The sequence below is a fragment of the Oceanospirillum sanctuarii genome, assembly GCF_002150805.1.
In the GTDB taxonomy this organism is placed as follows: Bacteria; Pseudomonadota; Gammaproteobacteria; order Pseudomonadales; family Halomonadaceae; genus Oceanospirillum; species Oceanospirillum sanctuarii.
On the sequence record NZ_MTBA01000003.1, the window covers coordinates 13,741 to 38,464 of the forward strand.

Annotated in this window: 24 protein-coding genes and 5 tRNA genes; 8 read left to right on the forward strand and 21 right to left on the reverse strand. The window is 49.0% G+C overall.

Annotated elements, in window-relative coordinates; genetic code table 11:
- Positions 1 to 171 precede the first annotated feature (171 nt).
- Positions 172 to 816, forward strand: coding sequence for a hypothetical protein (locus BV405_RS03875; protein ID WP_140054461.1), 645 nt, complete (start codon positions 172 to 174; stop codon positions 814 to 816).
- Positions 817 to 881: 65 nt separating this feature from the next.
- Here the strand turns inward: BV405_RS03875 and ampE are convergent, their stop codons facing one another.
- Both ampE and ampD read right to left on the reverse strand, forming a co-directional pair.
- Positions 882 to 1,865: a regulatory signaling modulator protein AmpE gene (gene ampE, locus BV405_RS03880; RefSeq protein WP_086479571.1), complete on the reverse strand. Its 984-nt coding sequence runs from the start codon at positions 1,863 to 1,865 to the stop codon at positions 882 to 884.
- A 90-nt stretch (positions 1,866 to 1,955) separates the two neighbouring features.
- The gene (ampD, locus tag BV405_RS03885) at positions 1,956 to 2,537 is read right to left on the reverse strand and encodes a 1,6-anhydro-N-acetylmuramyl-L-alanine amidase AmpD (protein ID WP_086479572.1); all 582 of its coding nucleotides are present in this window, start codon (positions 2,535 to 2,537) and stop codon (positions 1,956 to 1,958) included.
- 186 nt (positions 2,538 to 2,723) lie between these two features.
- On the opposite strand from ampD, the gene nadC reads away from it, so the two are divergent.
- On the forward strand, positions 2,724 to 3,590 hold the full coding sequence (gene nadC, locus BV405_RS03890) for a carboxylating nicotinate-nucleotide diphosphorylase (RefSeq protein ID WP_425435128.1): 867 nt from the start codon (positions 2,724 to 2,726) through the stop codon (positions 3,588 to 3,590).
- Positions 3,591 to 3,712: 122 nt separating this feature from the next.
- Here nadC and rhtB read toward each other — a convergent pair whose 3' ends face one another.
- From rhtB to BV405_RS03915, 5 genes are all read right to left on the reverse strand, one after another.
- Positions 3,713 to 4,333: a homoserine/homoserine lactone efflux protein gene (gene rhtB, locus BV405_RS03895; protein ID WP_086479573.1), complete on the reverse strand. Its 621-nt coding sequence runs from the start codon at positions 4,331 to 4,333 to the stop codon at positions 3,713 to 3,715.
- Between the two features lie 52 nt (positions 4,334 to 4,385).
- Positions 4,386 to 4,910, reverse strand: a complete 525-nt coding sequence (locus BV405_RS03900) for a 2-thiouracil desulfurase family protein (RefSeq protein ID WP_086479574.1) — start codon at positions 4,908 to 4,910, stop codon at positions 4,386 to 4,388.
- Between the two features lie 216 nt (positions 4,911 to 5,126).
- Entirely contained in the window at positions 5,127 to 5,834 is a 708-nt protein-coding gene (gene mtnC, locus BV405_RS03905; protein ID WP_086479575.1) for an acireductone synthase, read from the reverse strand.
- Positions 5,834 to 6,394: a 1,2-dihydroxy-3-keto-5-methylthiopentene dioxygenase gene (locus BV405_RS03910; RefSeq protein WP_086479576.1), complete on the reverse strand. Its 561-nt coding sequence runs from the start codon at positions 6,392 to 6,394 to the stop codon at positions 5,834 to 5,836. Before BV405_RS03910 ends, mtnC begins: the two co-directional genes overlap by 1 nt.
- 48 nt (positions 6,395 to 6,442) lie before the next feature.
- Positions 6,443 to 7,066, reverse strand: coding sequence for a methylthioribulose 1-phosphate dehydratase (locus BV405_RS03915; RefSeq protein WP_086479577.1), 624 nt, complete (start codon positions 7,064 to 7,066; stop codon positions 6,443 to 6,445).
- Positions 7,067 to 7,238: 172 nt separating this feature from the next.
- Here BV405_RS03915 and tsaA point away from each other — a divergent pair, with 172 nt between their 5' ends.
- A complete protein-coding gene (gene tsaA, locus BV405_RS03920; protein WP_245832232.1) occupies positions 7,239 to 8,030 on the forward strand; it encodes a tRNA (N6-threonylcarbamoyladenosine(37)-N6)-methyltransferase TrmO in 792 nt (263 codons plus the stop codon).
- Between the two features lie 80 nt (positions 8,031 to 8,110).
- Here tsaA and BV405_RS03925 read toward each other — a convergent pair whose 3' ends face one another.
- Entirely contained in the window at positions 8,111 to 8,320 is a 210-nt protein-coding gene (locus BV405_RS03925; RefSeq protein WP_028303926.1) for a cold-shock protein, read from the reverse strand.
- A 281-nt stretch (positions 8,321 to 8,601) separates the two neighbouring features.
- Between BV405_RS03925 and rfaH the strand changes: the two genes are divergently transcribed.
- The 3 genes from rfaH (at position 8,602) to BV405_RS03940 (ending at position 9,980) form a co-directional block, all read left to right on the forward strand.
- The gene (gene rfaH / locus BV405_RS03930) at positions 8,602 to 9,099 is read left to right on the forward strand and encodes a transcription/translation regulatory transformer protein RfaH (protein WP_176330039.1); all 498 of its coding nucleotides are present in this window, start codon (positions 8,602 to 8,604) and stop codon (positions 9,097 to 9,099) included.
- A 151-nt stretch (positions 9,100 to 9,250) separates the two neighbouring features.
- Positions 9,251 to 9,327, forward strand: a tRNA-Ile gene (locus BV405_RS03935).
- Between the two features lie 209 nt (positions 9,328 to 9,536).
- The gene (locus tag BV405_RS03940) at positions 9,537 to 9,980 is read left to right on the forward strand and encodes an OsmC family protein (protein ID WP_086479580.1); all 444 of its coding nucleotides are present in this window, start codon (positions 9,537 to 9,539) and stop codon (positions 9,978 to 9,980) included.
- A gap of 19 nt (positions 9,981 to 9,999) precedes the next feature.
- On the opposite strand, the gene BV405_RS03945 is transcribed toward BV405_RS03940, so the two are convergent.
- Genes BV405_RS03945 through BV405_RS03955 form a run of 3 tightly spaced genes read right to left on the reverse strand, consistent with a single transcriptional unit; the run spans position 10,000 to position 13,009 of the window.
- The gene (locus tag BV405_RS03945; RefSeq protein WP_140054463.1) at positions 10,000 to 10,578 is read right to left on the reverse strand and encodes a hypothetical protein; all 579 of its coding nucleotides are present in this window, start codon (positions 10,576 to 10,578) and stop codon (positions 10,000 to 10,002) included.
- A 29-nt stretch (positions 10,579 to 10,607) separates the two neighbouring features.
- Positions 10,608 to 11,360 carry an OmpA/MotB family protein gene (locus tag BV405_RS03950; RefSeq protein WP_245832233.1) on the reverse strand — a complete coding sequence of 251 codons (753 nt, stop codon included), beginning with the start codon at positions 11,358 to 11,360 and terminating at the stop codon, positions 10,608 to 10,610.
- Positions 11,357 to 13,009 (reverse strand): hypothetical protein, encoded by a 1,653-nt coding sequence (locus BV405_RS03955; protein ID WP_086479582.1) that lies wholly within the window; start codon positions 13,007 to 13,009, stop codon positions 11,357 to 11,359. Before BV405_RS03955 ends, BV405_RS03950 begins: the two co-directional genes overlap by 4 nt.
- A gap of 282 nt (positions 13,010 to 13,291) precedes the next feature.
- On the opposite strand from BV405_RS03955, the gene BV405_RS03960 reads away from it, so the two are divergent.
- Complete coding sequence (locus BV405_RS03960) at positions 13,292 to 14,137, forward strand: HD-GYP domain-containing protein (protein ID WP_176330040.1); 846 nt, start codon at positions 13,292 to 13,294, stop codon at positions 14,135 to 14,137.
- 76 nt (positions 14,138 to 14,213) lie between these two features.
- On the opposite strand, the gene BV405_RS03965 is transcribed toward BV405_RS03960, so the two are convergent.
- Genes BV405_RS03965 through BV405_RS03975 form a run of 3 tightly spaced genes read right to left on the reverse strand, consistent with a single transcriptional unit; the run spans position 14,214 to position 17,614 of the window.
- Positions 14,214 to 15,515, reverse strand: coding sequence for a sodium ion-translocating decarboxylase subunit beta (locus tag BV405_RS03965; protein WP_086479584.1), 1,302 nt, complete (start codon positions 15,513 to 15,515; stop codon positions 14,214 to 14,216).
- A gap of 29 nt (positions 15,516 to 15,544) precedes the next feature.
- Positions 15,545 to 17,311: a sodium-extruding oxaloacetate decarboxylase subunit alpha gene (gene oadA, locus BV405_RS03970; protein ID WP_086479585.1), complete on the reverse strand. Its 1,767-nt coding sequence runs from the start codon at positions 17,309 to 17,311 to the stop codon at positions 15,545 to 15,547.
- A 57-nt stretch (positions 17,312 to 17,368) separates the two neighbouring features.
- Positions 17,369 to 17,614, reverse strand: a complete 246-nt coding sequence (locus tag BV405_RS03975; protein ID WP_086479586.1) for an OadG family protein — start codon at positions 17,612 to 17,614, stop codon at positions 17,369 to 17,371.
- A gap of 449 nt (positions 17,615 to 18,063) precedes the next feature.
- On the opposite strand from BV405_RS03975, the gene BV405_RS03980 reads away from it, so the two are divergent.
- A complete protein-coding gene (locus tag BV405_RS03980; RefSeq protein ID WP_086479587.1) occupies positions 18,064 to 19,104 on the forward strand; it encodes a tRNA dihydrouridine synthase in 1,041 nt (346 codons plus the stop codon).
- Between the two features lie 102 nt (positions 19,105 to 19,206).
- Here BV405_RS03980 and BV405_RS03985 read toward each other — a convergent pair.
- The 7 genes from BV405_RS03985 to alaS form a co-directional block, all read right to left on the reverse strand.
- Positions 19,207 to 19,283 (reverse strand) — tRNA-Arg (locus BV405_RS03985).
- A 125-nt stretch (positions 19,284 to 19,408) separates the two neighbouring features.
- Positions 19,409 to 19,485 (reverse strand) — tRNA-Arg (locus tag BV405_RS03990).
- 94 nt (positions 19,486 to 19,579) lie between these two features.
- Positions 19,580 to 19,656, reverse strand: a tRNA-Arg gene (locus BV405_RS03995).
- Positions 19,657 to 19,684: 28 nt separating this feature from the next.
- Positions 19,685 to 19,777: transfer RNA gene (locus tag BV405_RS04000), tRNA-Ser, on the reverse strand.
- 92 nt (positions 19,778 to 19,869) lie between these two features.
- A complete protein-coding gene (gene csrA, locus BV405_RS04005; protein ID WP_086479588.1) occupies positions 19,870 to 20,058 on the reverse strand; it encodes a carbon storage regulator CsrA in 189 nt (62 codons plus the stop codon).
- 387 nt (positions 20,059 to 20,445) lie between these two features.
- On the reverse strand, positions 20,446 to 21,678 hold the full coding sequence (locus BV405_RS04010; protein ID WP_086479589.1) for an aspartate kinase: 1,233 nt from the start codon (positions 21,676 to 21,678) through the stop codon (positions 20,446 to 20,448).
- A gap of 186 nt (positions 21,679 to 21,864) precedes the next feature.
- Positions 21,865 to 24,495, reverse strand: coding sequence for an alanine--tRNA ligase (alaS, locus tag BV405_RS04015; RefSeq protein ID WP_086479590.1), 2,631 nt, complete (start codon positions 24,493 to 24,495; stop codon positions 21,865 to 21,867).
- Positions 24,496 to 24,724 lie beyond the last annotated feature (229 nt).

A 24,724-nucleotide genomic window follows, 5' to 3' on the forward strand; every position in this document is an offset into this window, starting at 1 on the left:
TTCTTTTGTGGTGCCAAAAACAATGCCTTTATTTGTGGGCATCTGCTAACACACCCCAAGTCTAAAAACCGCTTTGATAGCATGGTTTTATCTGTTAGCTTTGTATCCATATGCAGTCTGTTCATATATACAGTAATTGGATCCAGGTAAATCTCATGAAAGGAGTGTATCTTGGCAGGCAGCTTAAAACTGAAGATTAAACAATTGCCATTGGCACAGCTCAGCTGCCAATTTTCAGCCGAGGCCATGGCTCCTTTGAATACGCGCCGAGATGCGCTTGAACGATACCTCGCCCAGCTATCAGATAAGAAGGCGATGTTGCAAGGAAGAGGGGCTTCTGAATTCATCGAGCAAAGTGTGAATGATCTGCTGCTACAGCCCATAAATGTAGCGCTTTATAAGGAAGAGTCTGCTTCTGGTATTGCAGGTCGTAGTATTTATATTCCTCTGGACTTTCCACATCTGATGCCGTTTTTTCAGCAATATGCGCCTAAGTTCCAAGTGACCTGTTTGGTGCGCTCGGGTAAAACTTTAAAAGAGATCATTCAGTGGCAAGCTCGCCGAGTAATATTAAACTCAGGCCTTTACAGTCAAAAATCTGCAGGTTATCTGGAGCAGTTAAAGACTTGTGACGATGGGCTGTTTAATGCAAAACAGCTCTCTTCAATCTTTGGCATCTCTGAGTCCTCTCTTTATCCTCCGAAAAAGTGTTCTGCGACGGACTCTTCAGATCAAATGTGCTCCGATGTTAGTCGTGTTGATCAACAACCGGATGGGCTTTTAGACGATATTTTTGATATGTCAACTCTGGGTTAAGTAATGATGCTGACGTCAGCGCTTACCACCCCACAGCTGATGCAGGCTGCAGCTATTGCAAAGCCTCACAACTCCATCAAAACCACTGTCACAGCAATAGCAATCACCCACAGCACTGAGCTTCTGCGTAATAGGGCTTCAAGATCCTGCAGTTGCTCGTCTTTATGAGCATTATCCTGTGCAGCTTGCAGCACTTCCTTGGCGCTGTCTTCTACTTTCTCACCGAGTGCTCCCAGAGCAAAACGGGTCAGTAGGATTTCGTGAGAGAGCTTTTGATTAAACAGGCAGGTCAGCCACTGCTGGCTACAGTGCACAAAGTGACCGGTGAGCATAAAGCTTAAGCCCATCAGTTTCGCCGGTAGCCACTCAAACAGATATTGCACACTTTTGATTTTGCTGAGAGTTATAGCCTGCAGTGATTCCTGCCCCTTCTCTTCCGGTTGCTTCTCACAGAAGAGGATCATCAGTCGCGCCAGCAAAGCCCCCTCTGCGCCAAGCCACATAAACCAGAAAGTGACGAGAAAGAAGTCCTGAAAACTAATACCTACAAGGCGAGAAAAAACGCGCTGATAGAGCTGTTTTTCATCTTTAATAGCTTCTTCAGGAAGAACTTCAGCTGCGTATTGGTAAGCACCCTGCAGATCCTTCTGACGCCATGCGATCTGGAAACGGGTTAACCAATAAGCACTATCCTTTCGCCCCAGGCTATACAGTAAGACCAGAATCGAAACAGCAAATGCAGGTAAGCCCCAGATCACATCATCCAGTATCGCCATCAGAATACTCAGTGCTGCAACGGGTAAAACAACAGCTACGACGAATGCACCAGTTCCGGAAAACCAACGGGTCGGATTGATAGCCGAAGCTTTCGATTGATTGCCAAGCTGTTCCGACTCTTCATCTGAGTCGTAAAGGTGAGGCGCACTTGGCTTAAATAGGCGGCCAGCCCATGCTTTAAGGGCCAAAAACCATCGATCATGACGTCTTCCCGGCAACAGGCCAAGAAGGCTACGTAGCATGAGCACAATGATTAAAACGACAAATTCCATGAGTAAACCTCGCCTGTCTTACCTTAAGTTCTTAATAGTTTTTATTGGCAATATCGTTTATCGATAAATCAGCCAAATGCCAGCTGGAAATCATAAAAGCGACCGATAACGCTCCCAATCAAAAGCCTCACCGGGGTCTGTTTTTCGCCCCGGCGCAATATCACTATGACCAGTGATTCGGTCATTCGTTATCTTTGGATACAGCTGCTGAATATCTGAAGTCAGTTTGGCCAGAGCGATATATTGCTCATCGGTATAGGGACAAGTGTCCGTGCCTTCAAGCTCAATGCCGATAGAGAAATCATTACAATTTTCACTGCCTTCAAACTGCGATCGTCCGGCATGCCATGCCCTCCGATTCAAAGGCACAAACTGAATCACACTCCCATCCCTGCGAACAAGAAGATGCGCCGAAACCTCAACACCCTCGATCTCTTTAAAAAAGGGATGCAGTGAATGATCCAGACAGTTAGTGAAAAATAGCTCGATACTGTCGCCACCAAACTGCCCCGGCGGCAGGCTAATATTATGAATCACTAGCAGATCAACATCCTCAGAATCCGGACGTTGATTAAAATTTGGTGAAGGTCTTTTGATGACACCATCCAGCCATATATCTGCAGTTTCAGTCACGTTAATCCCGAGAGATGTAATCAGCAAATCATCATGCATCGTTTTATTCTGTTTCGGCCAAATCAGCTCTTTCTATGAGCGATACAGTCTACCTTATCTTGCCATCCCAGGCTTTAAAGCTCTCATCATTTAGCGGTCAAAACAGTTTTCGCCAGTCGCTGCTTTTATGATCGTTTGTCTTTATAATGCCCGCAGCATTTTATCCATTGGTGACCGAGGTTGTTTATGTCTGCGCATCCCCAGCTAGAAACCATGCCCAAGCTGCTGGTAGAAAGTATCCCTGAACAAGTTGCCGGGGCAATTGCCGAAGACGTAGGCGGCGGTGATATTACGGCCATGCTGATTCCTGAAGAGCGTCAGGCTCGCGCCCGTGTCATCACCCGTGACGATGCAGTTCTATGTGGTACTGCTTGGGTTGATGAGGTGTTCCGTCAGATCGATCCGGATGTGAAAGTGATCTGGCAGGCCAAAGATGGTGATCGTGTTATCCGCAACCAGGTGCTCTTCTATCTGGAAGGTTCTGCCCGCTCCCTGCTGACCGGTGAGCGTTGCGCATTGAACTTTGTTCAGTCTCTGTCCGGTACCGCGACCCGCTGCCAGCAGTATGCCGATCTGGTATCGGATACCAAAGTTCAGCTGCTGGATACCCGCAAGACCATTCCGGGCCTGCGCCTGGCTCAGAAATATGCCGTTACCTGCGGCGGCTGCTACAACCACCGTATCGGTCTTTACGATGCCTTCCTGATTAAAGAGAACCATATCTCTGCCTGCGGCTCTATCTCGGCATCAGTAGAACGCGCCCATGAAGTCGCTCCCGGCAAGCCGGTGGAAGTGGAAGTGGAAAATCTGGATGAGTTGAATCAGGCGCTGGAAGCTGGTGCCGATATCATCATGATCGATAACTTCTCTCTCGATATGATGCGTGAAGCCGTGAAGATCGCCGATGGCCGGGCCAAGCTGGAAGCCTCTGGCGGTGTTACTGATGAAACCCTGCGCGATATCGCCCTGACGGGTGTGGATTACATCTCGATCGGTGCTTTGACCAAAGACTGCAAAGCTGTTGACCTGTCGATGCGTCTGGTTGAAATCTAAGTTAGATCTAATACGAATTCTGATTAGGCTTGCAGCAATATCAGACATTAAAAAGCCGCGCTTTGAATGATCGAAGCGCGGCTTTTTTTGTTCAGTAGCAGAATCTGTTATCTACCGCCGGTTTATCGGCTATAAGAAGCCAATGCGGTTCCTGCGGCCATAAACATACCGCCAAAGATACGGTTCTGAGATTTCTGATGCTTAGGGTCTTTAAACCAACGACTCAGCTTAGCCGCAAGTGATGCATAGCCCACCATCACAAGAATATCGACGATAATCAGCGTCGTTCCCATAATCAGAAACTGCGGTAACTGAGGCGCATCCGCAACAATAAACTGCGGGAAAAGTGCCACCAGAAATACCGTTGCTTTCGGGTTAATCAGGTTAACAAAAGCCGCCTGCCAGAAACGACGGCTACCACTTTCTATCGGTTGATCCTGCTGAGCTTCCAAGGATAACGGAGCTTCACGCCACTTCTGATATCCCAGCCAAACCAGATAAGCAGCCCCCAGCCATTTCACCAGGCCAAAAGCTACCTCGGATGATGCCAAAAGCGCACCCAAACCAACCCCTACGATAATTACCTGAGCACCGTAACCTACCTGCAGACCTAAAATCGCAGGCATACTATTACGCACCCCGTAGCGCAGACCATTACTCATGGTATTCACCGCGCCAGCACCCGGTGAAACGCTGATCAGTATAGAGGCCAACAAAAACGCCAGAAAGAGTTCAAAGCTCATCTGATATCACCTGCTTCGATATTCAGCTTAAATAAAGAGATTAAAGGCAAGCTCAGGAATCAATTGCTTCAGCAGCAGTATTTTCCAGAGACGAAAGATAGGCTGAAGCTTCATCCAGTTGATGCTCATTAAACACCTTGATGCCGGCCTCTTCCAAAGCAGCAGCTGTCACCCCCTGTCCATCACGCAGCTCTTTACTGAATTCACCACTGTAGATCTGCTGATTACCGCAGGAAGGGCTATTGGCCTTCATGATAGCTACAGCGATCTCTTCTTTCAGCGCCAGCTCCTGAGTTTTACGGGCACCACGCACGAAGTATTGGCTGACATTGTGCCCCTGACGGGTAATCACTTTACCTTCTTCGTGGAAAATATCTTTGCCATCAAAACCGGGCTGAATTTCTGCCGCAGGACGCGGAACAAGGAGGCCGCCGAGAGTCTCAGGGCAAACCGGAACAAGACGCTCTTCCTTCTGCCATTGATCAAGAACAGGGTGAGCAACCGGACGGGAGGAGCCGTCATAACGCACACGCTCGCCAAGCAGACAGGCACTAACAAGTACTTTATTGCGGATCATTTTTTCTTCCAGCTTCTAAATAAAGCAGTCTATCAGGCTTTATCAGCTTGGGGAACCCAGATAAAAAGCATGATAGATCCGCCATTAGCAGTAGAAAAACAGCTAATTTCTGCGAACAGCCAATAAAAGCAAAAAGACCCGGTTAGCTTGTAAACCAACCAGGTCTTTTTAACGATCTGTCATTTTATTGCAGCTGACTACAGCCGAGATAAACGATCAGATTTCTATCTGCGAGAAGCTGGCTACCTGCGGGTGGTCACCAGTGACCATACCTTCAGTTCTGACCAGCTGAACCGTCTGGAAACCAGCTTCTTTTGCCGCATCCAGTTCCTCAACCACATCAGACAGGAACAGTAACTGTTCTGCAGGCAAACCGATCTGAGACTGAATATTCTGATAGGAGGCTTGCTCACGCTTTCCGCCAACTTTGGTATCGAAGTAACCTTCAAACCAAGGCGTCAGATCACCAAAATCACTATAACCAAACAGAAGCTTTTGCGCGTAGACTGAGCCAGACGAGTAGATAAACAGGCGCACCTGCTCTTTCCACTGCTTCAGTGACTCGTGAGCATCAGGATAAACATGTCCCGTGTAATCGCCAGAGCTGTATCCTGCTTCCCATACCAGGCCCTGCAGGGCTTTAAGGGACGTGATCTTCTTGTCTTCTGCGATCCACTGCAGCAGTTGCGCAATGACAGCATCAACGTCTGCATCTGCGTCGCCCATCTCCTGACGCGCAGTATTCAGCTGTTCAACAACTTCAGGCTTCTCGGTATTCTGACGGATAAACTCCGGCAGATGCTCTTTTGCATAAGGAAAAAGCACCTGATGCACAAAGTCGATTGAACCGGTTGTACCTTCGATATCGGTAATGATCGCTTTAACGCCATCGAAACGAATTTTCTGCTCTGCGCCCTCACTCATCAGAACTGGCCTGCCAGATCTTCAAAACGCGGGAAAGCATCAGCAATCTTGTCGCCACTGTATTGGGCAACCCAGCCTTCCGGATTAGTGAACAGGCGAATACAGGTAAAGTCCGGTGCATCTCCCATATCAAACCAGTGTTTAGTGCCTGCAGGAACCGAGATCAGATCTTCTTTGCAGCAGCCCACAACGGCCACTTTATCGCCCAGGTGCATATAGAACAGCCCCTTACCACGAACAAAGAAACGCACTTCATCCTCGCTGTGGATATGCTCAGAAAGAAACTTCTCACGCAGGGCGGCTTTGTCCGGATGATCCGGTGTCAGGCTGATCACATCAGCGGTCTGAAAACCATTTTCCGCTTTCAGACGAGTTACTTCATTACCATAAGCGGCCAGAATTACCTCCTGGTCGGCATCCTCATTCAGAGGCTGCTCCGCCTGCCAGCGTTCAAAGCGAACACCCTGCTCCGCCAGAAAAGCCTGAATCTGATCACCATCAGTCAGCGATAATTCTACCGCTTGCGGTTTGTCAGCCGCGTACAGATTAAGAAAACTCATAGATCATTACCTTAGTGTTAATTGTCGATCGACCGTGAAGAAAGGCATCTAGCGTAGCGAAAGCGCTTTCAGCTCACAGGCCATCAGAAATTCCATCGCTTCGATATGGCGCAGAGTATCTGCCATCGTCGCGCCCCAGGTGTACAGGCCATGGCCACGAATCAGATAAGCTGGTGTAGTCGGATGCTGCTTCAGATAGGCGAGTGACTCGGCAGATAGCGCATCAATATCCTGAGTGTTTTCAAAAATAGGAATGCGCAGCTCGCCTTCGTGGGTATCAATCCCCGGAAACGCCTTTTGCAGCTCATAATCACGCAGCACCAATTCATTTTCACCGACCAGGGCACGACTTAATACCGTCGCCGCAACCGAGTGGGTATGCAACACCGCACCGATATCATCGCGCCAGTCATAAAGCACACAGTGTAACAGGGTCTCTGCGGATGATTTCAGCATGGACTGGACAGGGTTTCCCTGCAGATCAACCACCATGATATCACCGGCCTTTAAACGGCCTTTGTGTTTACCGGATACGGTGATCGCCAGATTTTGAGCATCGATACGAGCAGAATAATTACTGCTGGTTGCAGGTGACCAGCCCTCAGCAAACAGAAATTGCCCAGCTTCAATCACTTCCTGAGCTTTAATCGCATAGCTTGCCTGATCGACCACGGTATATCCTCTCTGAAGCGTCCGGATGTAAACACAGAATAGAACGCAGTTGTTGAGTAAGGCGCGGTAAGTCTTTTGCCAATGCTTACCGACTGTTGTAAGTTGAGCGCATTTTCGCACAACACCGCGTGCAGACAAGGCTTTTTAAGCATCGAAAAGCGTTTTACACCCGATGAATTTCCGAGCGACCATCCCAATGCACAAACACTCTCCAGATACCGATAACAGCACGTCAACTGCATTCAATCTGCCAGCCATAGGCGTTGTGCACTCCTGCTATAAAGAGAAGTTTGGCATCCCCCGTCAACCGGGGCTCGCGCCAGCTTCAACCGGGATCATTCGCTTACTTCCTCCCTATAACCTGACGGATGCTGTACGGGGACTGGAAGAGAACAGCCATATCTGGGTGCAGTTTGTTTTTCATCAGTGCCTGAGAGATGAGTGGAAACCGACCGTGCGTCCTCCTCGTCTGGGAGGCAATGAACGACTTGGCGTCTTTGCAACCCGCGCCACCTTCAGGCCCAATCCACTAGGGCTTTCCGTCGTTAAGCTGGAGAAGGTTGAGATCAAAGGCGGTGAGGTGCTTATCCACATTAGCGGACTGGATCTGGTGGAAGGCACTCCGGTTCTGGATATCAAGCCTTACATTCCCTATGTGGATAAAGTAGAAGATGCTGAGAGCGCTTTTGCTCCGGAAGCACCGGTTGCTCACCCAGTCAGCTGGCTACCGGAAGCTGAGCTTGCCCTTGAGAATTATCGTCAAAGCCATGGAGAGAAATATGGAGGTTTCAAAGCCTTAATCGAGCAGGTGCTACAGCAGGATCCGAGACCCGCTTATCGACATGGTAAATCTGAAGAGAAGGTTTACGGTGTTCGGCTATTGGAGGCTAATATCCGCTTTAAGATTCAGGAAACCCCGTCATCCAAAGCACTGGAAGTTCTGGTGGTGGATATCGAGTTTTAAAAACGAGCATCAATTCAAAAAATTCAGGCAAAAAAATACCCGCCTTGTGGCGGGTATTCGAGAAAACTGAACAGTAGCAATTAAACTACAGTTACGTTCTCTGCTTGAGGACCTTTCTGGCCCTGAGTTACTTCGAAAGTAACCTGCTGACCTTCCTCAAGGCTACGACGGCCAGTACCGTTGATAGCGCGGAAATGTACGAATACATCGCTGTCGCCTTCACGAGAAATAAAGCCAAAACCTTTTTCGTCGTTAAACCATTTAACGGTACCAGTAATTAAACCTGACATAACGTCCTCTTTACTCTTGCTAGCACCCGGACTCACCGGGAAAAAAATCTTATATGGTTCATCCGAAGGACGTTCCATCATTACCTCTGCAACCCGTGCTGCAGTACCTCTATTAGAGCATGACTTTATGGCTTTACAACTACTTTTTGCAGTTTTTATAAAAAAAATTTGAGCAGCAAAATACGAGCCGTTACACATTCCTACGTTATATTTGGCGAATGAGGAATAATTTTTCGTTAAAATAGTATTTAATAGATTTTTTAACACGGAAGGTGCTTGTTTTGAGTTGGTTTTTATTTACCTGCAAGCCTCGGGAAGATAACAGAGCAGAACTAAACCTTAAAAATCAAGGCTATACCTGCTATCGCCCCGTTATTCAGGTGCAAAAGAAGCGCAATGGTAAACAGGTTCTGGTGGAGGAAAGTCTCTTTCCACGCTACATCTTTGTGCAGCTGCCTGATGGAGTCGGCAATTGGCGGTCTTTGTTAGCAACTCGGGGAATTGCAAATGTTGTTCGTTTTGGTGAACTGCCTACTGCTATTCCTCAGGCTCTAATCGACGAGATCAAAGCTAATGAAACTCAGCTGAAACAAACAGAAACGCCTGTCAAAGGTCTCAAAGCCGGTGACAAAGTACGCATTACCAGCGGCCCCTTCGAGTTTCTTGAAGCGATTTATAAGCAGAGTAAAGGCGAAGACCGGGTACTGGTGCTTCTGAATATTCTGCAACAGCCTCAGTTAATTGAACTCACGCCCGATCAGATCGATAAAGCAGACTAAGCACACCACTGCATAACCTTTTTTTAGAATAAATTCTGATATATCAAACAGTTTGAGCGTTTAAAGACTGGCGAATCTGATTAAGCTTTTGTACAATTCCGGCCACTTAAGTTTTACGGATTGAGCTTATTAAGGCCAACCGTTGCTTGAAGGGCCTGTAGCTCAGTTGGTTAGAGCACACGACTCATAATCGTTAGGTCCTCGGTTCAAGTCCGAGCAGGCCCACCATTGAATACCGAAACCCAGCAGTCATACTGCTGGGTTTTTTATTGCCTGATATTTCTCTATCGTGCTTTTGCATCAGCATTTCCTGTTGAATTCACCATTCTGATTCACGTTCCATTAACATCGACAACAACAAACATTAGAACATTCTTATTATAATTTGGCTTCAAACCGAATAAGAACAAACCCACATATCTTAGAAGGAAAGACCTATGTCAGAACATCGCGCCCAACTGAACTGGAAACGTAAAGCGCCCCCGGAAGACGACAGCACTTTTTGCCGGAATCACACCTTAACACTGAACGGCGGCCAGACTATCAACGCCTCGTCAGCGGCAAGTTTTAAAGGGGATGACCAGTGTGCAGATCCAGAGCAAATGCTGGTAGCCGCTGTGTCCAGCTGCCACATGCTGACTTTTCTGGCGATTGCGGATATCAAGGGCTTTAAAGTTGAGAGCTATCAGGATAATGCTGTTGGCTTTTTGACCAAAGCAGAACGAGGCCAGGTTGTCAGCCGTATCGAACTGAAACCAACCATCGTATTTGTCGGAGAAAAGCAACCGACGGAAGCTGAGCTTGACCGACTGCATGAAGGCGCGCACAAAAACTGCTTTATCGCCAATTCGATTAAAGCTGAAGTGGCAGTGATCAAGTAAGTTGACTGGTCAAAACTGCTTAACGTGCACTAGTACCGGCTTGAGGGGTTAAGAAGTGCCCCTCAATCCTGAGTGGATACAGGGTATAAACCCGAAAGAAATCCTGCAGCTGAAAATTCCGCAACAGATTCTCGCTGTAGCGTATCTTCCGGTTCCGGGTAAGACTGAATCCTTTGTAAGCCAGCAGCGTAAGGCATTCCGGACAAACCGTTAAGCTTCTGCGCTTACTCTCCATACCGGGCACTGGAAACGGTGATGTCAGACAGGTAGTCACGATCAGAGCTTCCTGGCGCCGGTCCCGTAATACACTGCAAGCTGCCACATGAAAGAACTCTTTCTCCTTTTTCTGCGGCTGCACCGTTTTTTCTCCGGAAGTCTTTTCCTTGTGCGATGTACTGTTACCGGCGAAAAAAACGATCACCCGACCATTCTTAATTGCCAGAGTCTGATCCGGTAATACCCTCAGGCTGTCATAGGAAGTTGTTACCCCCTGATTCTCCAGCTGAGACCGTTCCTGCCCTGAGAGATGTTTACTGGCATCAAAAAGCACGAAATGACCGGGTCTGCGGGCATTCATCTGACGCCGAAGCGATAACATCCCCTCATCCTGATTGAAGTCCGGAAGCTTCATCGATCAGCCTGCGCCTCTTCATCCAGCACATCTTTCAGGATCTCCCGAATCCGGGAATCCGCATCGGTTCTCAGACGAAACTCAACCCGACGGGAGCGCTCACTGTTTTCCTCTCCGGAGGAAGTGATAACTAACTTAGACGATGACAAGCCATTCGCCGTCAGGTGGCCTTTCAACCAGTCTTTCTGATATTCCACTTCCGGTAAAGCCAATACAAAACCCAGCGCCGATCGGGTTCGGGCCTGAGAAAGCCTCATATTATTGATATAGGCTTCATCCTGACTTCTGGCGTTGGTCCAGTCACTGGAGGTGTGGCCCTCGATACGAACCTCTGAGATATCGTGACGGTACTTTTCTGAGGTGATAATACGGGTATAACGCGGGAAGAAGTCTGACAGGATCTCCTCAAACTCCGGCTGCAGTGAAGACTTACCCAGATCAAACATCACTTCTGTGTTGTAGAACTGAAAACTGAGGTCATCGGCTTTCAACTCTGCACCCCAGCGAGGCAGGTCATCCTTAAACTCCTGATATAGATCCTGATACAGCTGCTCCCGAAGATCCTGATAAAGCAGGGCGACCTGTTTAATCTTCTCAGTCTCCCGCTCCAGAATCACCATATAAGCTACAGCAACCAGCAGAAATACCATCATCAGGCCAGCCATAAGGTCACTGACAGCGACCCAGTGCGCCCCTTCTTCAGCGGTCAGGTTTTCTTCTTCATTCTGCTGCTGATTCAGTGGATTCACTTCAGATTCCTTCCTGCCCTGGCGGCACGACGACCCGGTCTCAGAGATGGGTTCTGATCACTTTCATCCGCCAGCGTTTTACGAGTTGGCATCACAGGAGATAACTCAGGTTTGGCTGACGTTTTATCCATAGCATCTGAATTTACAACATCTGAGTTTTGCTCAGCGTGTTCCTTGCTATATACGGAAGGAACCTCAGCTTGCGGAGGTTCCTCGATGCCAGAATCATCAGCTTTGCTCTCACTGGCTGACACAGTTCGATCTGATGTCATCGGAGCAACTGGTGCGACTGACGGGGATTCCGTCGCTGGCTTGGTATGCGACTGAATATCTGCCGCTTTTCTGACAGGAACCTTTTCCTGCGCTACCGGCATTTTAGACGCTTGAGTCGTCGACTTGCCCTGTGCCGGAATCTGCCCAGACAGATGCACAACCTGACGCAGCTTCTCGGTCAATGGCAAGTAGTCACTTACAAACTTTTCAGACAAGGCTGTCAGCTGTCCACCAAAGGTCTGCAGGGCATGAGTCAGCTCCTGCTCCATGGCGTTATCCATGCGAACCAGCTGCTGCTCATTACGATCCAGCATCTGTAACAGGATATCGTTATGACGACTGTTCACCTGTTCCATATCCGTGACCAGCTGTTTATTCACTGTAATGACAGTTTTCTCAATGGTCGATGAGGTATTCGTCAGAAGCTCATTCATCTGACGATGACTTTCACGAATGCCGTTCGCCAGTTCTTCGGTCAGCGTCATAATCCGCCCTTCAAGGGCTGGAAGACCATCGGATGCCTTGCTCACCAGACTTGCCAGACTATCCAGATAACTGCCCAGAGAATCCGATTGCTGCTGAAGTCCGGTCATCACATCACCCAGCTTTTCAGAGACCTCGTTAAAGGCCTGTGTATGCTGCACCATGGTTTGATAAGCTTCTGTAGCTTTATCCAGCACATCACCATTGGCTTTCTGTTGCTCAAGCAGCTTAGCAAGCTCACCCTTATAATTCTCCTGCCATTCCACCATGCGGCCAACCGCCTGATTTAACTGACGGAAATTATCACCATACTGCACGGTGATCTTTTCATTAAAGCTAGTCATCAGGTCGGTAATCGCCGTTGTCAGGGCGTTACTGTTAGCGGATACCATCTCCTGTTGATACTGGCTGATAACACTTTCCAAACGCTCAAGATGCTGCTCCAGACCTTTGGTTCCAGCCTGAATGTTATCGCCGATATCAGCCAAACCAGCTTTATTCAGAACCAGACGAATATCGCCCAGCAGTGTCGCCAGATCATCAACTGTTGCACCGGTATATTTCGTTTCCGTCTCATAATTGCGCACATGCTTGATCACATGACGCAGTTTGATACTCATCGCCGCCAGCAGGCCCGCAATAGAGGACCAGAACGCTGTTTTGAGGCCCTCGATCAACCGCGGGACACTGCCCTCAATATCCGTGGTATCAAAATCCATCAGACCAAGTGCCACACCGAGAAAGGTACCAAAGATACCGATACTGGTGAGAATCGAAGGCGCTGCATTCACGGTGCGCAATGAGTAGACCGGCCCGTGAAAGTAAAGAGTCAGCGCTGTAATGATCAGAATAACGATCATCGTCAGTGGTGAAAAAGCTGCTAAAAAATCCATAACTGTCGCTTAAGTCAAATGAGCACCTATTATGGCGCTAACTTTGTTTTCTGAAAACGGGTATCGAAAAAGCAGCTTGCAGAAAACCCTATCAAAGCCGAATTATTCCTCGGTATTACTACGCGGTCGCTTTAGCGTTATTCGCAATTCGAATACTTACATAAAGATACAAAAATCCGCTTAAAACCCGCATCTCCCAAGGGTTTTTCCGAGGTCATGGTTTTTCAAAAATCTACTATGCTTTACATCAATAAAAGTACACTTAAATTTGAGGATAAAAGGGTGAAGCCGTCTCAACTTAACACCAGTACCGCTGAGCCTCTGGTGCAATTTGTTAAGGATGACCCAAGTGAATGGGGCAAGAAAAACCGCCCATCGGAAGAACTGAGTGCAGCCCTGAAAGCCCCCACCAGTTCCGATGCAAAAGCTAAAGCGGTGTTTGAACACTGCAGCGGGCTGATGCATAACCTGATGAATGAGCCTGTTACCGAGACTCTGATCGAGGATACCAGTCAGCCGATTATTGAGTTGGCAGAATGTATTATCGCTGACGAAGAGGTTTCCGGCAGCCTTCTGCGTATCACCTCCCATGACTATTACACCTATACCCACTGTGTGAATGTGGGTGTGAAGTCTCTTCTGATCGCCAAACACATCCTCAAAACATCTGACGATAATCTGATGAAGGATCTTGGAGTGGGTTTCTTCCTTCATGACATCGGCAAGTCTAAGGTTGACCCGGGTATTCTGAACAAACCCGGGAAGCTGAGCGATGAAGAGTTTACGATCATGCGCAATCATCCTGAACGCGGTGCTCAACTTCTGAAAAGAGCCAATTCGCTGGATGAGATTCGTAAAATCACTGTGTTACAGCATCATGAGAAGATTGATGGCTCAGGCTACCCCTACGGACTCAAAGGTAAGGAGTTCCACCAGTTTGGTCAGATCTGCGCTTTAGCGGACATCTATGATGCTCTGACAGCTGAACGATCCTACAAGCAAGGGATGACCGTGTTCGAAGCCCTGAAACTGATGAAGGATAAGATGTCCCATCATTTTGATGAGAAACTGTTTAACAGCTTTATCCAGCTGTTTATCAAAGAGTCTGTTCAAGGCGGCATAAGCTGATAAACAGGCTTTCTTCAGGCATAAAAAACCACCGCATATGCGGTGGTTTTTTTGTTCTGATCAGAACCAGGAAGCCTTAGCCACCCAGATACTTGATCATCACACCAGCAGCTACTGCCGAACCGATTACACCAGCCACGTTCGGGCCCATTGCGTGCATCAGCAGGAAGTTGTGCGGGTTGTATTCCAGACCCAGCTTGTTGGAAACACGCGCAGCCATAGGTACCGCAGATACACCTGCAGAACCGATCAGCGGGTTTACCGGAGTCTTGGTCACCTTGTTCATAATTTTCGCCATCAGTACGCCAGAAGCGGTACCAATACCGAAAGCTACGATACCCAGAGCCATAATGCCCAGAGTTTCAAGCGCCAGGAACTTATCTGCAACCAGCTTGGAGCCAACAGACAGACCAAGGAAAATAGTTACGATGTTGATCAGAGCGTTCTGAGCAGTATCACTCAGACGGTCTACCACACCGGACTCTTTCATCAGGTTACCGAAGCAGAACATACCCAACAGAGGTGCTGCATCAGGTAACAGCAGGGCTACCAGAATCAACAGAGAAATCGGGAAGATAACCTTCTCTGCTTTAGATACGGTACGCAGCTGCACCATCTGAATCTTACGCTCTTCGGGAGTCGTCAGCGCACGCATGATTGGCGGCTGAATCAGAGGTACCAGAGCCATGTAAGAGTAGGAGGCAACCGCAATTGCACCCAGCAGCTCAGGAGCCAGCAGACTCGCTACATAGATAGAGGTAGGACCGTCAGCACCACCGATAATACCGATAGCAGCAGCTTGTTCTACTGAGAAGTCCATGATACCCAGAGCGGACATACCTACTGCACCCAATACGGTTGCAAAGATACCGAACTGAGCAGCTGCACCCAGGAACAGAGTTTTAGGGTTCGCCAGCAGAGGACCAAAGTCGGTCATCGCACCCACACCCATGAAGATCAGAAGTGGTGCAATGGTGCTACCAATCGCTACTGAGTAGAAGCTGTACAACATACCGTTGGTATAACCTGCATCCTGAGCCACAGCCTGAGCGGCTGCATAAGCACTAGGTCCCTGTTCATGGACAAGGTGCTTCAGAGCTTCAGGGTCAGTGGTATTAACGTCAATTGCCTGAGCAATAGCCGCCAGTACCTCAGGTTTTGCAAAGTGAATCGCCTGCTCAGCAGCCGATAGCGCAAGTCCCGCCTCAGGAATGTTGGCCAGAAGACCACCAAAACCGATTGGAACCAGCAGCAGAGGTTCAAAGTTCTTAACAATTGCAAGGTACAGGAGCAGCAGACAGATGAAGATCATCGTCAGCTGTCCCAGACCCATATTGTAAAGACCCGAGCCCTGCCATAAGCTCAAAAGTTGTTCCATTTGATCAACCTCGTTGTTTCAGCAGGGACTTACAGAGTCAGCAGAGTATCGCCAACAGCAACCGCATCGCCTTCGCGAACGCTTACACTACCAACAGTACCGGCACGAGGTGCACGTACTTCAGTTTCCATCTTCATCGCTTCCAGAATGATGATCACATCACCTTCCTGAACAGCCTGACCTGGGTTTACCAGTACTTTAAAGATGTTACCTGCCAGAGGAGCAGCAACAGGCTCACCACCGGAAGCAGCAGGTGCGGCTGCCACAGGAGCTGCAGCTGGCTGTACGTTAGAGATATCGCCACCTTCAGTTACCTGAACCACGTAGTTCTGGCCGTTAACGGTGATGGTGTAAACTTCTGGTCCAGTGTGTTTGCTCACGGCTTTAGTACCTTCTTCTTCTGTTGGGACTGGCTCAAATGCGTCTGGGTTACCACGGTTTTCCAGGAACTTCAGACCAATCTGAGGGAACAATGCGTAGGTCAGAACGTCGTCGATTGACTCAGAAGACAGGTTGAAACCTTTCTCTTTCGCCAGATCGGCCAGTTCAGCGGTCAGTTTTTCAACTTCAGACTCAAGCAGGTCTGCAGGGCGGCAGGTAATTGCTTCCGCGCCATCCAGAACACGAGCTTGCAGCTCAGCATTGAAAGGAGCTGGTGCAGCACCGTATTCACCTTTCAGAATGCCCTGAGTTTCTTTGGAGATACTCTTATAGCGTTCGCCGGTCAGTACATTCAGTACCGCCTGAGTACCTACAATCTGAGAAGTTGGTGTTACCAGAGGGATAAAGCCCAGATCTTCACGTACACGTGGGATCTCAGCCAGTACCTCATCGAACTTGTCACCTGCACCCTGTTCACGTAGCTGGCTTTCCATATTGGTCAGCATGCCTCCAGGAACCTGGGCAACCAGAATGCGGGAATCGGTACCACGCAGTGCACCTTCAAACTTCGCGTATTTCTTACGAACTTTACGGAAGTAAGCCGCAATGTCTTCCAGCAGAAGCAGATCCAGACCTGTATCACGGTCAGTTCCTTTCAGAGCTGCCACAACAGATTCAGTTGCCGTGTGACCATAAGTCATCGACATTGAAGAGATCGCAGTATCAACACGGTCAATGCCGGCCTCAACAGCTTTCAGAATAGTCATATCAGACAGACCGGAGGTTGCGTGCGCATGCAGCTGAACTTCCAGATCGGTTTCTGATTTCAGGCGAGATACCAATTCGTAGGCATCGTAAGGCGTCATAATGCCGGCCATGTCTTTGATCGCGATAGAGTCTGCACCCATATCTTCGATCTCTTTTGCCAGGCTGATCCAGGCATCCAGACTGTGAACCGGACTGGTCGTGTAAGACAGCGTGCCCTGAGCATGCTTACCTACATTCTTAACCGCCTCAAGGGCGCGCTTCAGGTTACGGGGATCGTTCATCGCGTCGAATACGCGGAATACGTCCACACCGTTAGTCGCAGCACGCTCTACAAACTTATCAACCACATCGTCAGCATAATGACGGTAGCCCAGAAGGTTCTGGCCACGCAGCAGCATTTGGTGACGGGTATTTGGCATCGCTTTTTTGAGCTCACGGATACGATCCCATGGGTCTTCACCCAGGTAACGGATACAGGAGTCAAATGTCGCTCCGCCCCAGGATTCAAGAGACCAGAAGCCTACCTGATCCAGCTTCTCAGCAATCGGAAGCATGTCATCAAGGCGCAGGCGGGTCGCGAACAGGGACTGATGGGCATCACGCAGGACGACATCAGTAATGCCTAGTGGTTTTTTGGACTCGGTCATGGGTTTGGCCTTTTCCATATTAATGAGTTTTATTGGCTAAAACGCGTCTGCCGGGTTTTATTTACCGGAACGGTATTTATGAACAGCCGCTGTCATAACAGCAATCAGCTCATCGTTACCGGCTGCAGGTGCGCTTACAGGAGCTGGTTTGTTCGTCGCTTCAGGTGCCGGCTTAACAAGTTTATTGACCGTAGCGGACATAAAACTTGTTACAGCAACCAGCAACGTCAAAAAGACAAAAACAAACCCCATACCAAACAGCATCAGATTGATGCCTTCGGAGATCAGCTCAGAAGAGTGCATTAAGCCATTCCTCGTTTCGTTTTTGGTTGGGTCAGACACTTAGCCTGTCACCATTTTTGTTGTCTCTTGCATCACATTTCTCATGCGTTGCAAGCTACTGTGCCCATGCTCTCGCCCATGACACAAGCCCAGCAGCGGAGCTAATTTACCTTGATTAATAAATACAGGCAATAAAACTACCGTCTATTGTTGACAATTTGTAAGACTGGTAAGTCAGTTGTAACAGACTATTTCACAATCAAATCAGTCCGGTTTAGGGATTGCTTAAAAAGCTGTAACAGGCATTCCCTGTACCCCGAAGACAAAATTGAAAGAGTCACTCTTTCCTGTGAAACAGCCGTGAGCTTTGACTTCAGACGTTATATCATTGCCGCCCGACGTTAAGACTTGATCCCTATCAAGTCACCTTGATCTGTTATCCCATCAGCATTACTGAGTCATCTCTCTTTATGTCGAACGCACCCACTGCTCTGAGTTTGTCGAATACGACTGAACCTACTGTTTCTTCAAAAGGAAGAATCGCGTTAGCTCCCATGGAAGGCGTTGTTGATGCCGGTGTTCGTCAACTGATCAGTGAAATAGGCGGACTGGATTTCTGCGTCACTGAATTTATGCGTGTCACGACGGAGCTGCAGCCGCGCCGTTCTTTTATGAAAGTTTGCCCAGAGCTTGTAACACAAAGCAAAACCAGCACCGGAACACCGGTTCATTACCAGCTTTTAGGCAGTGATCCGGAGCTCTTGGCTGCTCATGCCAGCAAAGTTGCCTGGTACGGCGCTGAAGTGGTCGATCTGAACTTTGGCTGCCCAGCTAAAACGGTAAATCGTCATAAAGGCGGTGCGGTTCTTCTGCAAACACCGGAACTGATTCACGAGATCGTTTCAGCCTGCTCAGAAGCCCTTAAAGATACCAATGCCCGACTGACTGCAAAAATGCGGCTCGGTTATGAAGATACCGCACTTGTATTCGATAACCTGAAAGCGATAGAAGAAGGCGGCGCTACTGAACTTGTTGTACATGCCCGTACCAAGGTTGAAGGCTATAAACCACCAGCACACTGGGAGTGGCTGGCAAAGCTTCGTGAGGCAAGCAGCATCCCTATCATCGCCAACGGCGAGATCTGGAGTCTTGGTGATTATGACAAGTGCAGGGAAATCAGCGGCTGCGTTGATAGCATGCTTGGCCGGGGGTTATTAGCCGATCCATACCTGGCCAGACGCATTGTGGATAACATAGAGATTAAACCTACAGAGGCTGATCTCAGTGCCGCCCTTTTAATCTATCTGCGACGCATGCAGATGGACCATCCGAGTAAGTTTTTACTCGCCCGTGGTAAGCAGTGGCTGGGGATGATGAAAAAAGGACTCGTGCCTGTAGATACACTGTTCGATGCCGTTAAAACCTGCCAGAACAGTGACACTATGTTTGAGATTCTTGAGCAAAGCGCTGGCAAAGAACGACACTTCATTCATCTACTGCCCAATGAATAAGTCGGCAGTAGCCTAAAGCGTGACAAACCTCAGGCCTTATAAATCAGACTCCTGAAACGAAAAAAGCCGTTACTAACAGTGTTAGTAACGGCTTTTTAAATATGGCCCGCTCGGGAGGATTCGAACCTCCGACCGCCTGGTTCGTAGCCAGGTACTCTATCCAGCTGAGCTACGAGCGGGTGATTCAGACATTTATACTCAATCTGAAGAGTCCCTACCAATCGGCAGAAATTGAATCCAAAACCTGAAAACTCAGATCGGATAAAAAAAGCTGTAGCTCATTGAACTACAGCTTTTTAAAATATGGCCCGCTCGGGAGGATTCGAACCTCCGACCGCCTGGTTCGTAGCCAGGTACTCTATCCAGCTGAGCTACGAGCGGGTGGGTTCAGGAATTTATACTCAACCTGAAACGAGTCATATAACCACTTTTAATCCAATATTTTGCAATCAACAAAAATTGTTGAAGTAAATAATGGCCCGCTCGGGAGGATTCGAACCTCCGACCGCCTGGTTCGTAGCCAGGTACTCTATCCAGCTGAGCTACGAGCGGGTTATCGATTACAAATAATCGAAAAAAGTGGCGGAGAAGGAGGGATTCGAACCCTCGATAGGGCTATAAACCCTATACTCCCTTAGCAGGGGAGCGCCTTCAGCCTCTCGGCCACCTCTCCAAACACGCGGCAAATAATACCACGTTTTTTTAACTTGTCTACTCTTCAATCGAAAAAATTTTAGTTATTTTCCCGATAGTTACCTCAGGGTCTTATACATTTCCCTGAGAGTCTTCTTTCTCGCGCTGAATGCGCTGATAGATCTCTTCACGGTGAACAGCAACTTCTTTTGGTGCGTTAACACCGATACGAACCTGATTACCTTTAACGCCCAGAACCGTTACGGTTACTTCGTCACCAATCATCAGAGTTTCGCCAACACGACGGGTCAAAATCAACATGGTTGAATCTCCTTATTTCCTCGGGGTACCAGACCCTATCTCGGTTAGCGTCTGGACTTTATAAGATGGATGTAGAGGCCATCTTGTAAAAAGAGCGCATATTATGCGGCAAATTAGCTACAGCTCAACACTTTCCTGTCATAACTTTCCGTTATAGGGGCTTTAGCTGTAAATAATCGACCACATTACGCCGTTTGCTTCCGTTTAATCTTACGTTAGCAGATTCAAAAAAGATTGTCGGCTAAAACTATCGAAGAATGAGTTAAAACCTATGGAGAAAATCAATCAGTTGCAAAAATGCTGTCTGCCATAAGTTTCCGGAAGCCTGAAACGCAAGAAGCCCGCAGTAAACTGCAGGCTTCCGGCTCAAGTCGGACAGAAATCAGATTACTCTTCTTCTTTATCCAGACCAAAAGCAGTGTGCAGTGCACGCACTGCGAGTTCCATGAACTTCTCGTCGATAACCACAGAGATCTTGATCTCAGAAGTGGAAACCATACGGATGTTGATGCCTTCATCAGACAGCACCTGGAACATCTTGGATGCAACACCAGCGTGGGAACGCATGCCCACACCTACCAGAGAAACCTTAGCGATCGCGTTGTCACCAGAGATTTCGCCAGCACCCAGCTCTGCAACCACACCTTCCAGTACAGCCTGAGCTTTTTTGTAATCGCCACGGCTTACAGTGAAGGTAAAGTCAGTGGTTTTACCGTCCGGAGCAACGTTTTGTACGATCATGTCCACTTCGATGTTCGCAGCACCGATCGGGCCCAGAATCTTAGAAGCAACACCCGGAACATCCGGCGCATTCAGAACAGTCAGTTTGGCTTCATTCGCAGTGAAGGCGATACCAGAGATTAATGGATCTTCCATCTCGTTTGTTTCCTCAGCAACAATCAGGGTACCCGGGCCTTGGTCGTCAAAACTGGACAAAACCCGCAGGGGAACATTGTATTTACCGGCAAATTCCACAGAACGAATCTGCAGAACCTTAGAGCCCAGACTGGCCAGCTCCAGCATCTCTTCAACCGTAATGGTCTCCAGACGTTTCGCTTTGGAGCAAACCCGTGGATCTGTGGTGTAAACACCATCCACATCCGTAAAGATCTGGCACTCATCAGCTTTCAGAGCCGCAGCCAGAGCAACACCTGTGGTATCCGAACCACCACGACCCAGCGTGGTAATGTTGCCGTTTTCATCCGCACCCTGGAAACCAGCAACGACAACCACACGGCCTTCTTTCAGATCATTACGGATCTTCTGATCGTCAATCTGTTTAATACGGGCTTTTGTGTGCGAGCTGTCGGTGGTAATGCTCACCTGAGGACCTGTGTAGGATACCGCAGGGCAACCTATCGTATTCAGGGTCATCGACAACAGAGCGATCGTAACCTGCTCACCGGTGGATACCAGCATATCCATTTCCCGGGGAGTCGGGTCTTCATTAATTTCATGAGCCAGCGCGATCAAGCGATTGGTTTCACCGCTCATTGCAGACACAACCACAACTACGTCGTGGCCTTCTGCACGGTAACCTTTCACTTTTTCAGCTACGGCCTTGATACGCTCGATGGAACCTACCGAGGTGCCACCAAATTTTTGAACGTAAAGAGCCATTATCAGCGTTCCGTTAGGGTTTGTTTTTACCCGGTAACCGGGCTTGTTTCGGGCTTAACAGTCTTTCGAGACCAAAAAGTACAGTCTTTTAAGACCAAGGGTACAGCTTTGCCAGACCAGGATAAAATCCAGTAAACAGCAAAGCGCCCTTCGGGTCGAAGGGCGCGTTTTTATCGAATCGATAAATTATGCCAGTTTGGATTCCACCCAGGCCTGCACTGATTCCAGTGCTGCAGGCAGAGCAGCAGGATCACTACCACCCGCCTGAGCCATATCCGGACGACCACCACCTTTGCCGCCTACCTGAGTAGCAACATGGTTCACCAGCTCGCCCGCTTTGATCTGTCCGGTCAGGTCTTTGCTGACACCGGCGATCAGGGATACTTTGTCACCGTTCACCGCCGCCAGAACCAGCGCACAGCGACCCAGTTTATTCTTCAGCTGATCCATCAGATCACGCAGAGATTTACCATCAGCACCTTCAACATGGATGGCCAGCAATTTCACATCACCAATCTCAACCGCCTGACCTGCCAGATCAGAACCGGCAGCGCTTGCCAGTTTGGCTTTCAGCTGTTCCAGCTCTTTTTCCAGCTGTTTGCTGCGGTCCATAGACGCAGTCAGACGCTCAACCAGTTGTTCTGGTTTGGTCTTCAGCTGAGATGCCGCCTGAGACAGCTGTGCTTCACGCTCCTGGGTATAAGCCAGTGCTTCTGCACCTGCTACCGCTTCAACACGGCGTACGCCGGAAGCGATACCACCTTCGGAGGTGATACGGATAAAGCCGATATCACCGGTGCGCTTAGCGTGGATACCACCACACAGCTCGATGGAGAAATCGTCAGAACCCATGCTCAGCACGCGAACCTCACCGGCGTATTTCTCACCGAACAGCGCCATAGCGCCTTTTTCTTTCGCCGCTTCCAGCTCCATCAGTTCAGTCTGAACCGGGGTGTTAGCACGGATCTGAGCGTTAACAATGGCTTCCGCCTGAGCGATCTGCTCATCGGTCATCGCTTCAAAGTGGCTGAAGTCAAAACGGAAACGCTGACTGTCTACCAGAGAGCCTTTCTGCTGAACGTGCTCACCCAGTACCTGACGCAGTGCTGCGTGCAGCAGGTGCGTTGCCGAGTGGTTACGGGCGGTACGGTCACGCAGGTCCGCTTCAACCTGAGCCGATACGGTATCGCCTTTTGCCAGAGTTCCTTCTGCCAGTACACCGTGGTGTACGTGCGCACCGGAAGCTTTCTGGGTATCACGCACATCAAAACGGTTACCGGCACTTGTCAGCGTACCGCAATCGCCCACCTGACCACCGGACTCAGCGTAGAAAGGCGTCTGATCCAGGACGATCACACCTTCTTCGCCTGCATTCAGGCTGTCTACTTCCTGACCGTCGCGGAACAGTGCAATGATTTTTCCTTCGCCCTGAGTCGCTTCGTAACCGGTGAATACTGTGTCCTGATCCACTTTGATCAGGCTGTTGTAATCCAGACCAAAGCTACTGCCGGCACGGGCACGCTCACGCTGAGCTTCCATCGCCGCTTCAAAACCGTCTTCATCGATTTCCAGCTCACGCTCACGGGCAATATCTGCGGTCAGATCCATCGGGAAGCCGTAGGTGTCATACAGCTTGAACACGACCTCACCCGGGATCACTTTGCCTTTCAGCTCGACCAGATCCTGCTCCAGAATACGCAGACCCTGCTCCAGAGTTTTGGCAAACTGCTCTTCTTCCGACTTCAGCAGACGCACAATAGTGTCACGCTGGGTTTTCAGTTCCGGGAAGGCTTCGCCCATCTCGGCAACCAGAGCATCAACAATCTTGTGGAAGAACAAGCCTTTCGCACCCAGCTTGTTACCGTGACGGCAAGCACGACGGATAATTCGACGCAGCACATAACCACGACCTTCGTTAGAAGGAGTCACGCCATCCGCAATCAGGAAGCTGCAGGAGCGGATGTGGTCAGCAATCACTTTCAGCGATGGATTGTCGTCGTTGGCACAACCTACTGCTTCAGCAGTCGCTTTCAGCAGACTCTGGAACAGGTCGATTTCGTAGTTCGCATGAACCTTCTGCATCACCGCACTGATACGCTCCAGCCCCATACCGGTATCAACGGAAGGTGCCGGCAGCGGATGCATCTCGCCATCTGCAGTGCGGTTGAACTGCATAAATACCACGTTCCAGATCTCGATAAAGCGGTCGCCATCTTCTTCAGGAGTACCTGGCAGGCCGCCTTCAACATCTTCACCGTGGTCGTAGAAAATTTCGGTACAAGGACCGCAAGGACCGGTATCACCCATCGCCCAGAAGTTGTCTGAAGCGTATGGCGCACCCTTGTTATCACCGATGCGGATCATGTGCGCTTCCGGCACACCCACTTCTTTGGTCCAGATGTCATAAGCTTCATCATCGGACGCATAAACGGTGACGTAGAGTTTTTCTTTAGGAATCGCCATGTATTGCTCGGAAGTCAGAAACTCCCATGCATAGCTGATCGCATCCTGTTTGAAGTAGTCACCAAAGCTGAAGTTACCCAGCATTTCAAAGAAGGTATGGTGACGGGCGGTGTAGCCCACGTTTTCAAGGTCGTTGTGCTTACCACCGGCACGAACACACTTCTGAGAAGTGGTAGCACGGGTGTAAGGACGTTTTTCCAGACCGAGGAAACAGTCTTTAAACTGGTTCATACCTGCATTGGTGAACAGCAGGGTTGGATCATCGGCGGGAACCAGTGAGCTACTGGATTCAATCTGATGGCCTTTTGACTTAAAGAAGTTCAAAAAAGCCTGGCGAATTTCTGCGCTTTTCATACAACTGGGTCCGTTGGCTAATGCTAATACAGGGATCGATTCATACCCGATACCGGTCTACTTAATACAGCGTCTGAAAGACACTGCTAACCGCCCGTAAGCGGGTTGGGAAGACTAACCGCGCACCGCCCACAAGCGGCCGCTTATCCCAAACAAAAGGCCAACATTATAAGACCTAACCACAGGAAAGGTAGTATTACTTTTACGCTGTCAGGGGATTCAAACGGTT

Bases quoted from the DNA above. Each gene is read 5' to 3' on its own strand.
- ampE (WP_086479571.1), bottom strand. From the start codon at position 1,865: ATGGAATTTGTCGTTTTAATCATTGTGCTCATGCTACGTAGCCTTCTT.
- ampD (WP_086479572.1), bottom strand. From the start codon at position 2,537: ATGCATGATGATTTGCTGATTACATCTCTCGGGATTAACGTGACTGAA.
- nadC (WP_425435128.1), top strand. From the start codon at position 2,724: ATGTCTGCGCATCCCCAGCTAGAAACCATGCCCAAGCTGCTGGTAGAA.
- rhtB (WP_086479573.1), bottom strand. From the start codon at position 4,333: ATGAGCTTTGAACTCTTTCTGGCGTTTTTGTTGGCCTCTATACTGATC.
- BV405_RS03900 (WP_086479574.1), bottom strand. From the start codon at position 4,910: ATGATCCGCAATAAAGTACTTGTTAGTGCCTGTCTGCTTGGCGAGCGT.
- mtnC (WP_086479575.1), bottom strand. From the start codon at position 5,834: ATGAGTGAGGGCGCAGAGCAGAAAATTCGTTTCGATGGCGTTAAAGCG.
- BV405_RS03910 (WP_086479576.1), bottom strand. From the start codon at position 6,394: ATGAGTTTTCTTAATCTGTACGCGGCTGACAAACCGCAAGCGGTAGAA.
- tsaA (WP_245832232.1), top strand. From the start codon at position 7,239: ATGAATTTCCGAGCGACCATCCCAATGCACAAACACTCTCCAGATACC.
- BV405_RS03925 (WP_028303926.1), bottom strand. From the start codon at position 8,320: ATGTCAGGTTTAATTACTGGTACCGTTAAATGGTTTAACGACGAAAAA.
- BV405_RS03940 (WP_086479580.1), top strand. From the start codon at position 9,537: ATGTCAGAACATCGCGCCCAACTGAACTGGAAACGTAAAGCGCCCCCG.
- BV405_RS03945 (WP_140054463.1), bottom strand. From the start codon at position 10,578: ATGTTATCGCTTCGGCGTCAGATGAATGCCCGCAGACCCGGTCATTTC.
- BV405_RS03955 (WP_086479582.1), bottom strand. From the start codon at position 13,009: ATGGATTTTTTAGCAGCTTTTTCACCACTGACGATGATCGTTATTCTG.
- BV405_RS03965 (WP_086479584.1), bottom strand. From the start codon at position 15,515: ATGGAACAACTTTTGAGCTTATGGCAGGGCTCGGGTCTTTACAATATG.
- oadA (WP_086479585.1), bottom strand. From the start codon at position 17,311: ATGACCGAGTCCAAAAAACCACTAGGCATTACTGATGTCGTCCTGCGT.
- BV405_RS03975 (WP_086479586.1), bottom strand. From the start codon at position 17,614: ATGCACTCTTCTGAGCTGATCTCCGAAGGCATCAATCTGATGCTGTTT.
- BV405_RS03980 (WP_086479587.1), top strand. From the start codon at position 18,064: ATGTCGAACGCACCCACTGCTCTGAGTTTGTCGAATACGACTGAACCT.
- csrA (WP_086479588.1), bottom strand. From the start codon at position 20,058: ATGTTGATTTTGACCCGTCGTGTTGGCGAAACTCTGATGATTGGTGAC.
- BV405_RS04010 (WP_086479589.1), bottom strand. From the start codon at position 21,678: ATGGCTCTTTACGTTCAAAAATTTGGTGGCACCTCGGTAGGTTCCATC.
- alaS (WP_086479590.1), bottom strand. From the start codon at position 24,495: ATGAAAAGCGCAGAAATTCGCCAGGCTTTTTTGAACTTCTTTAAGTCA.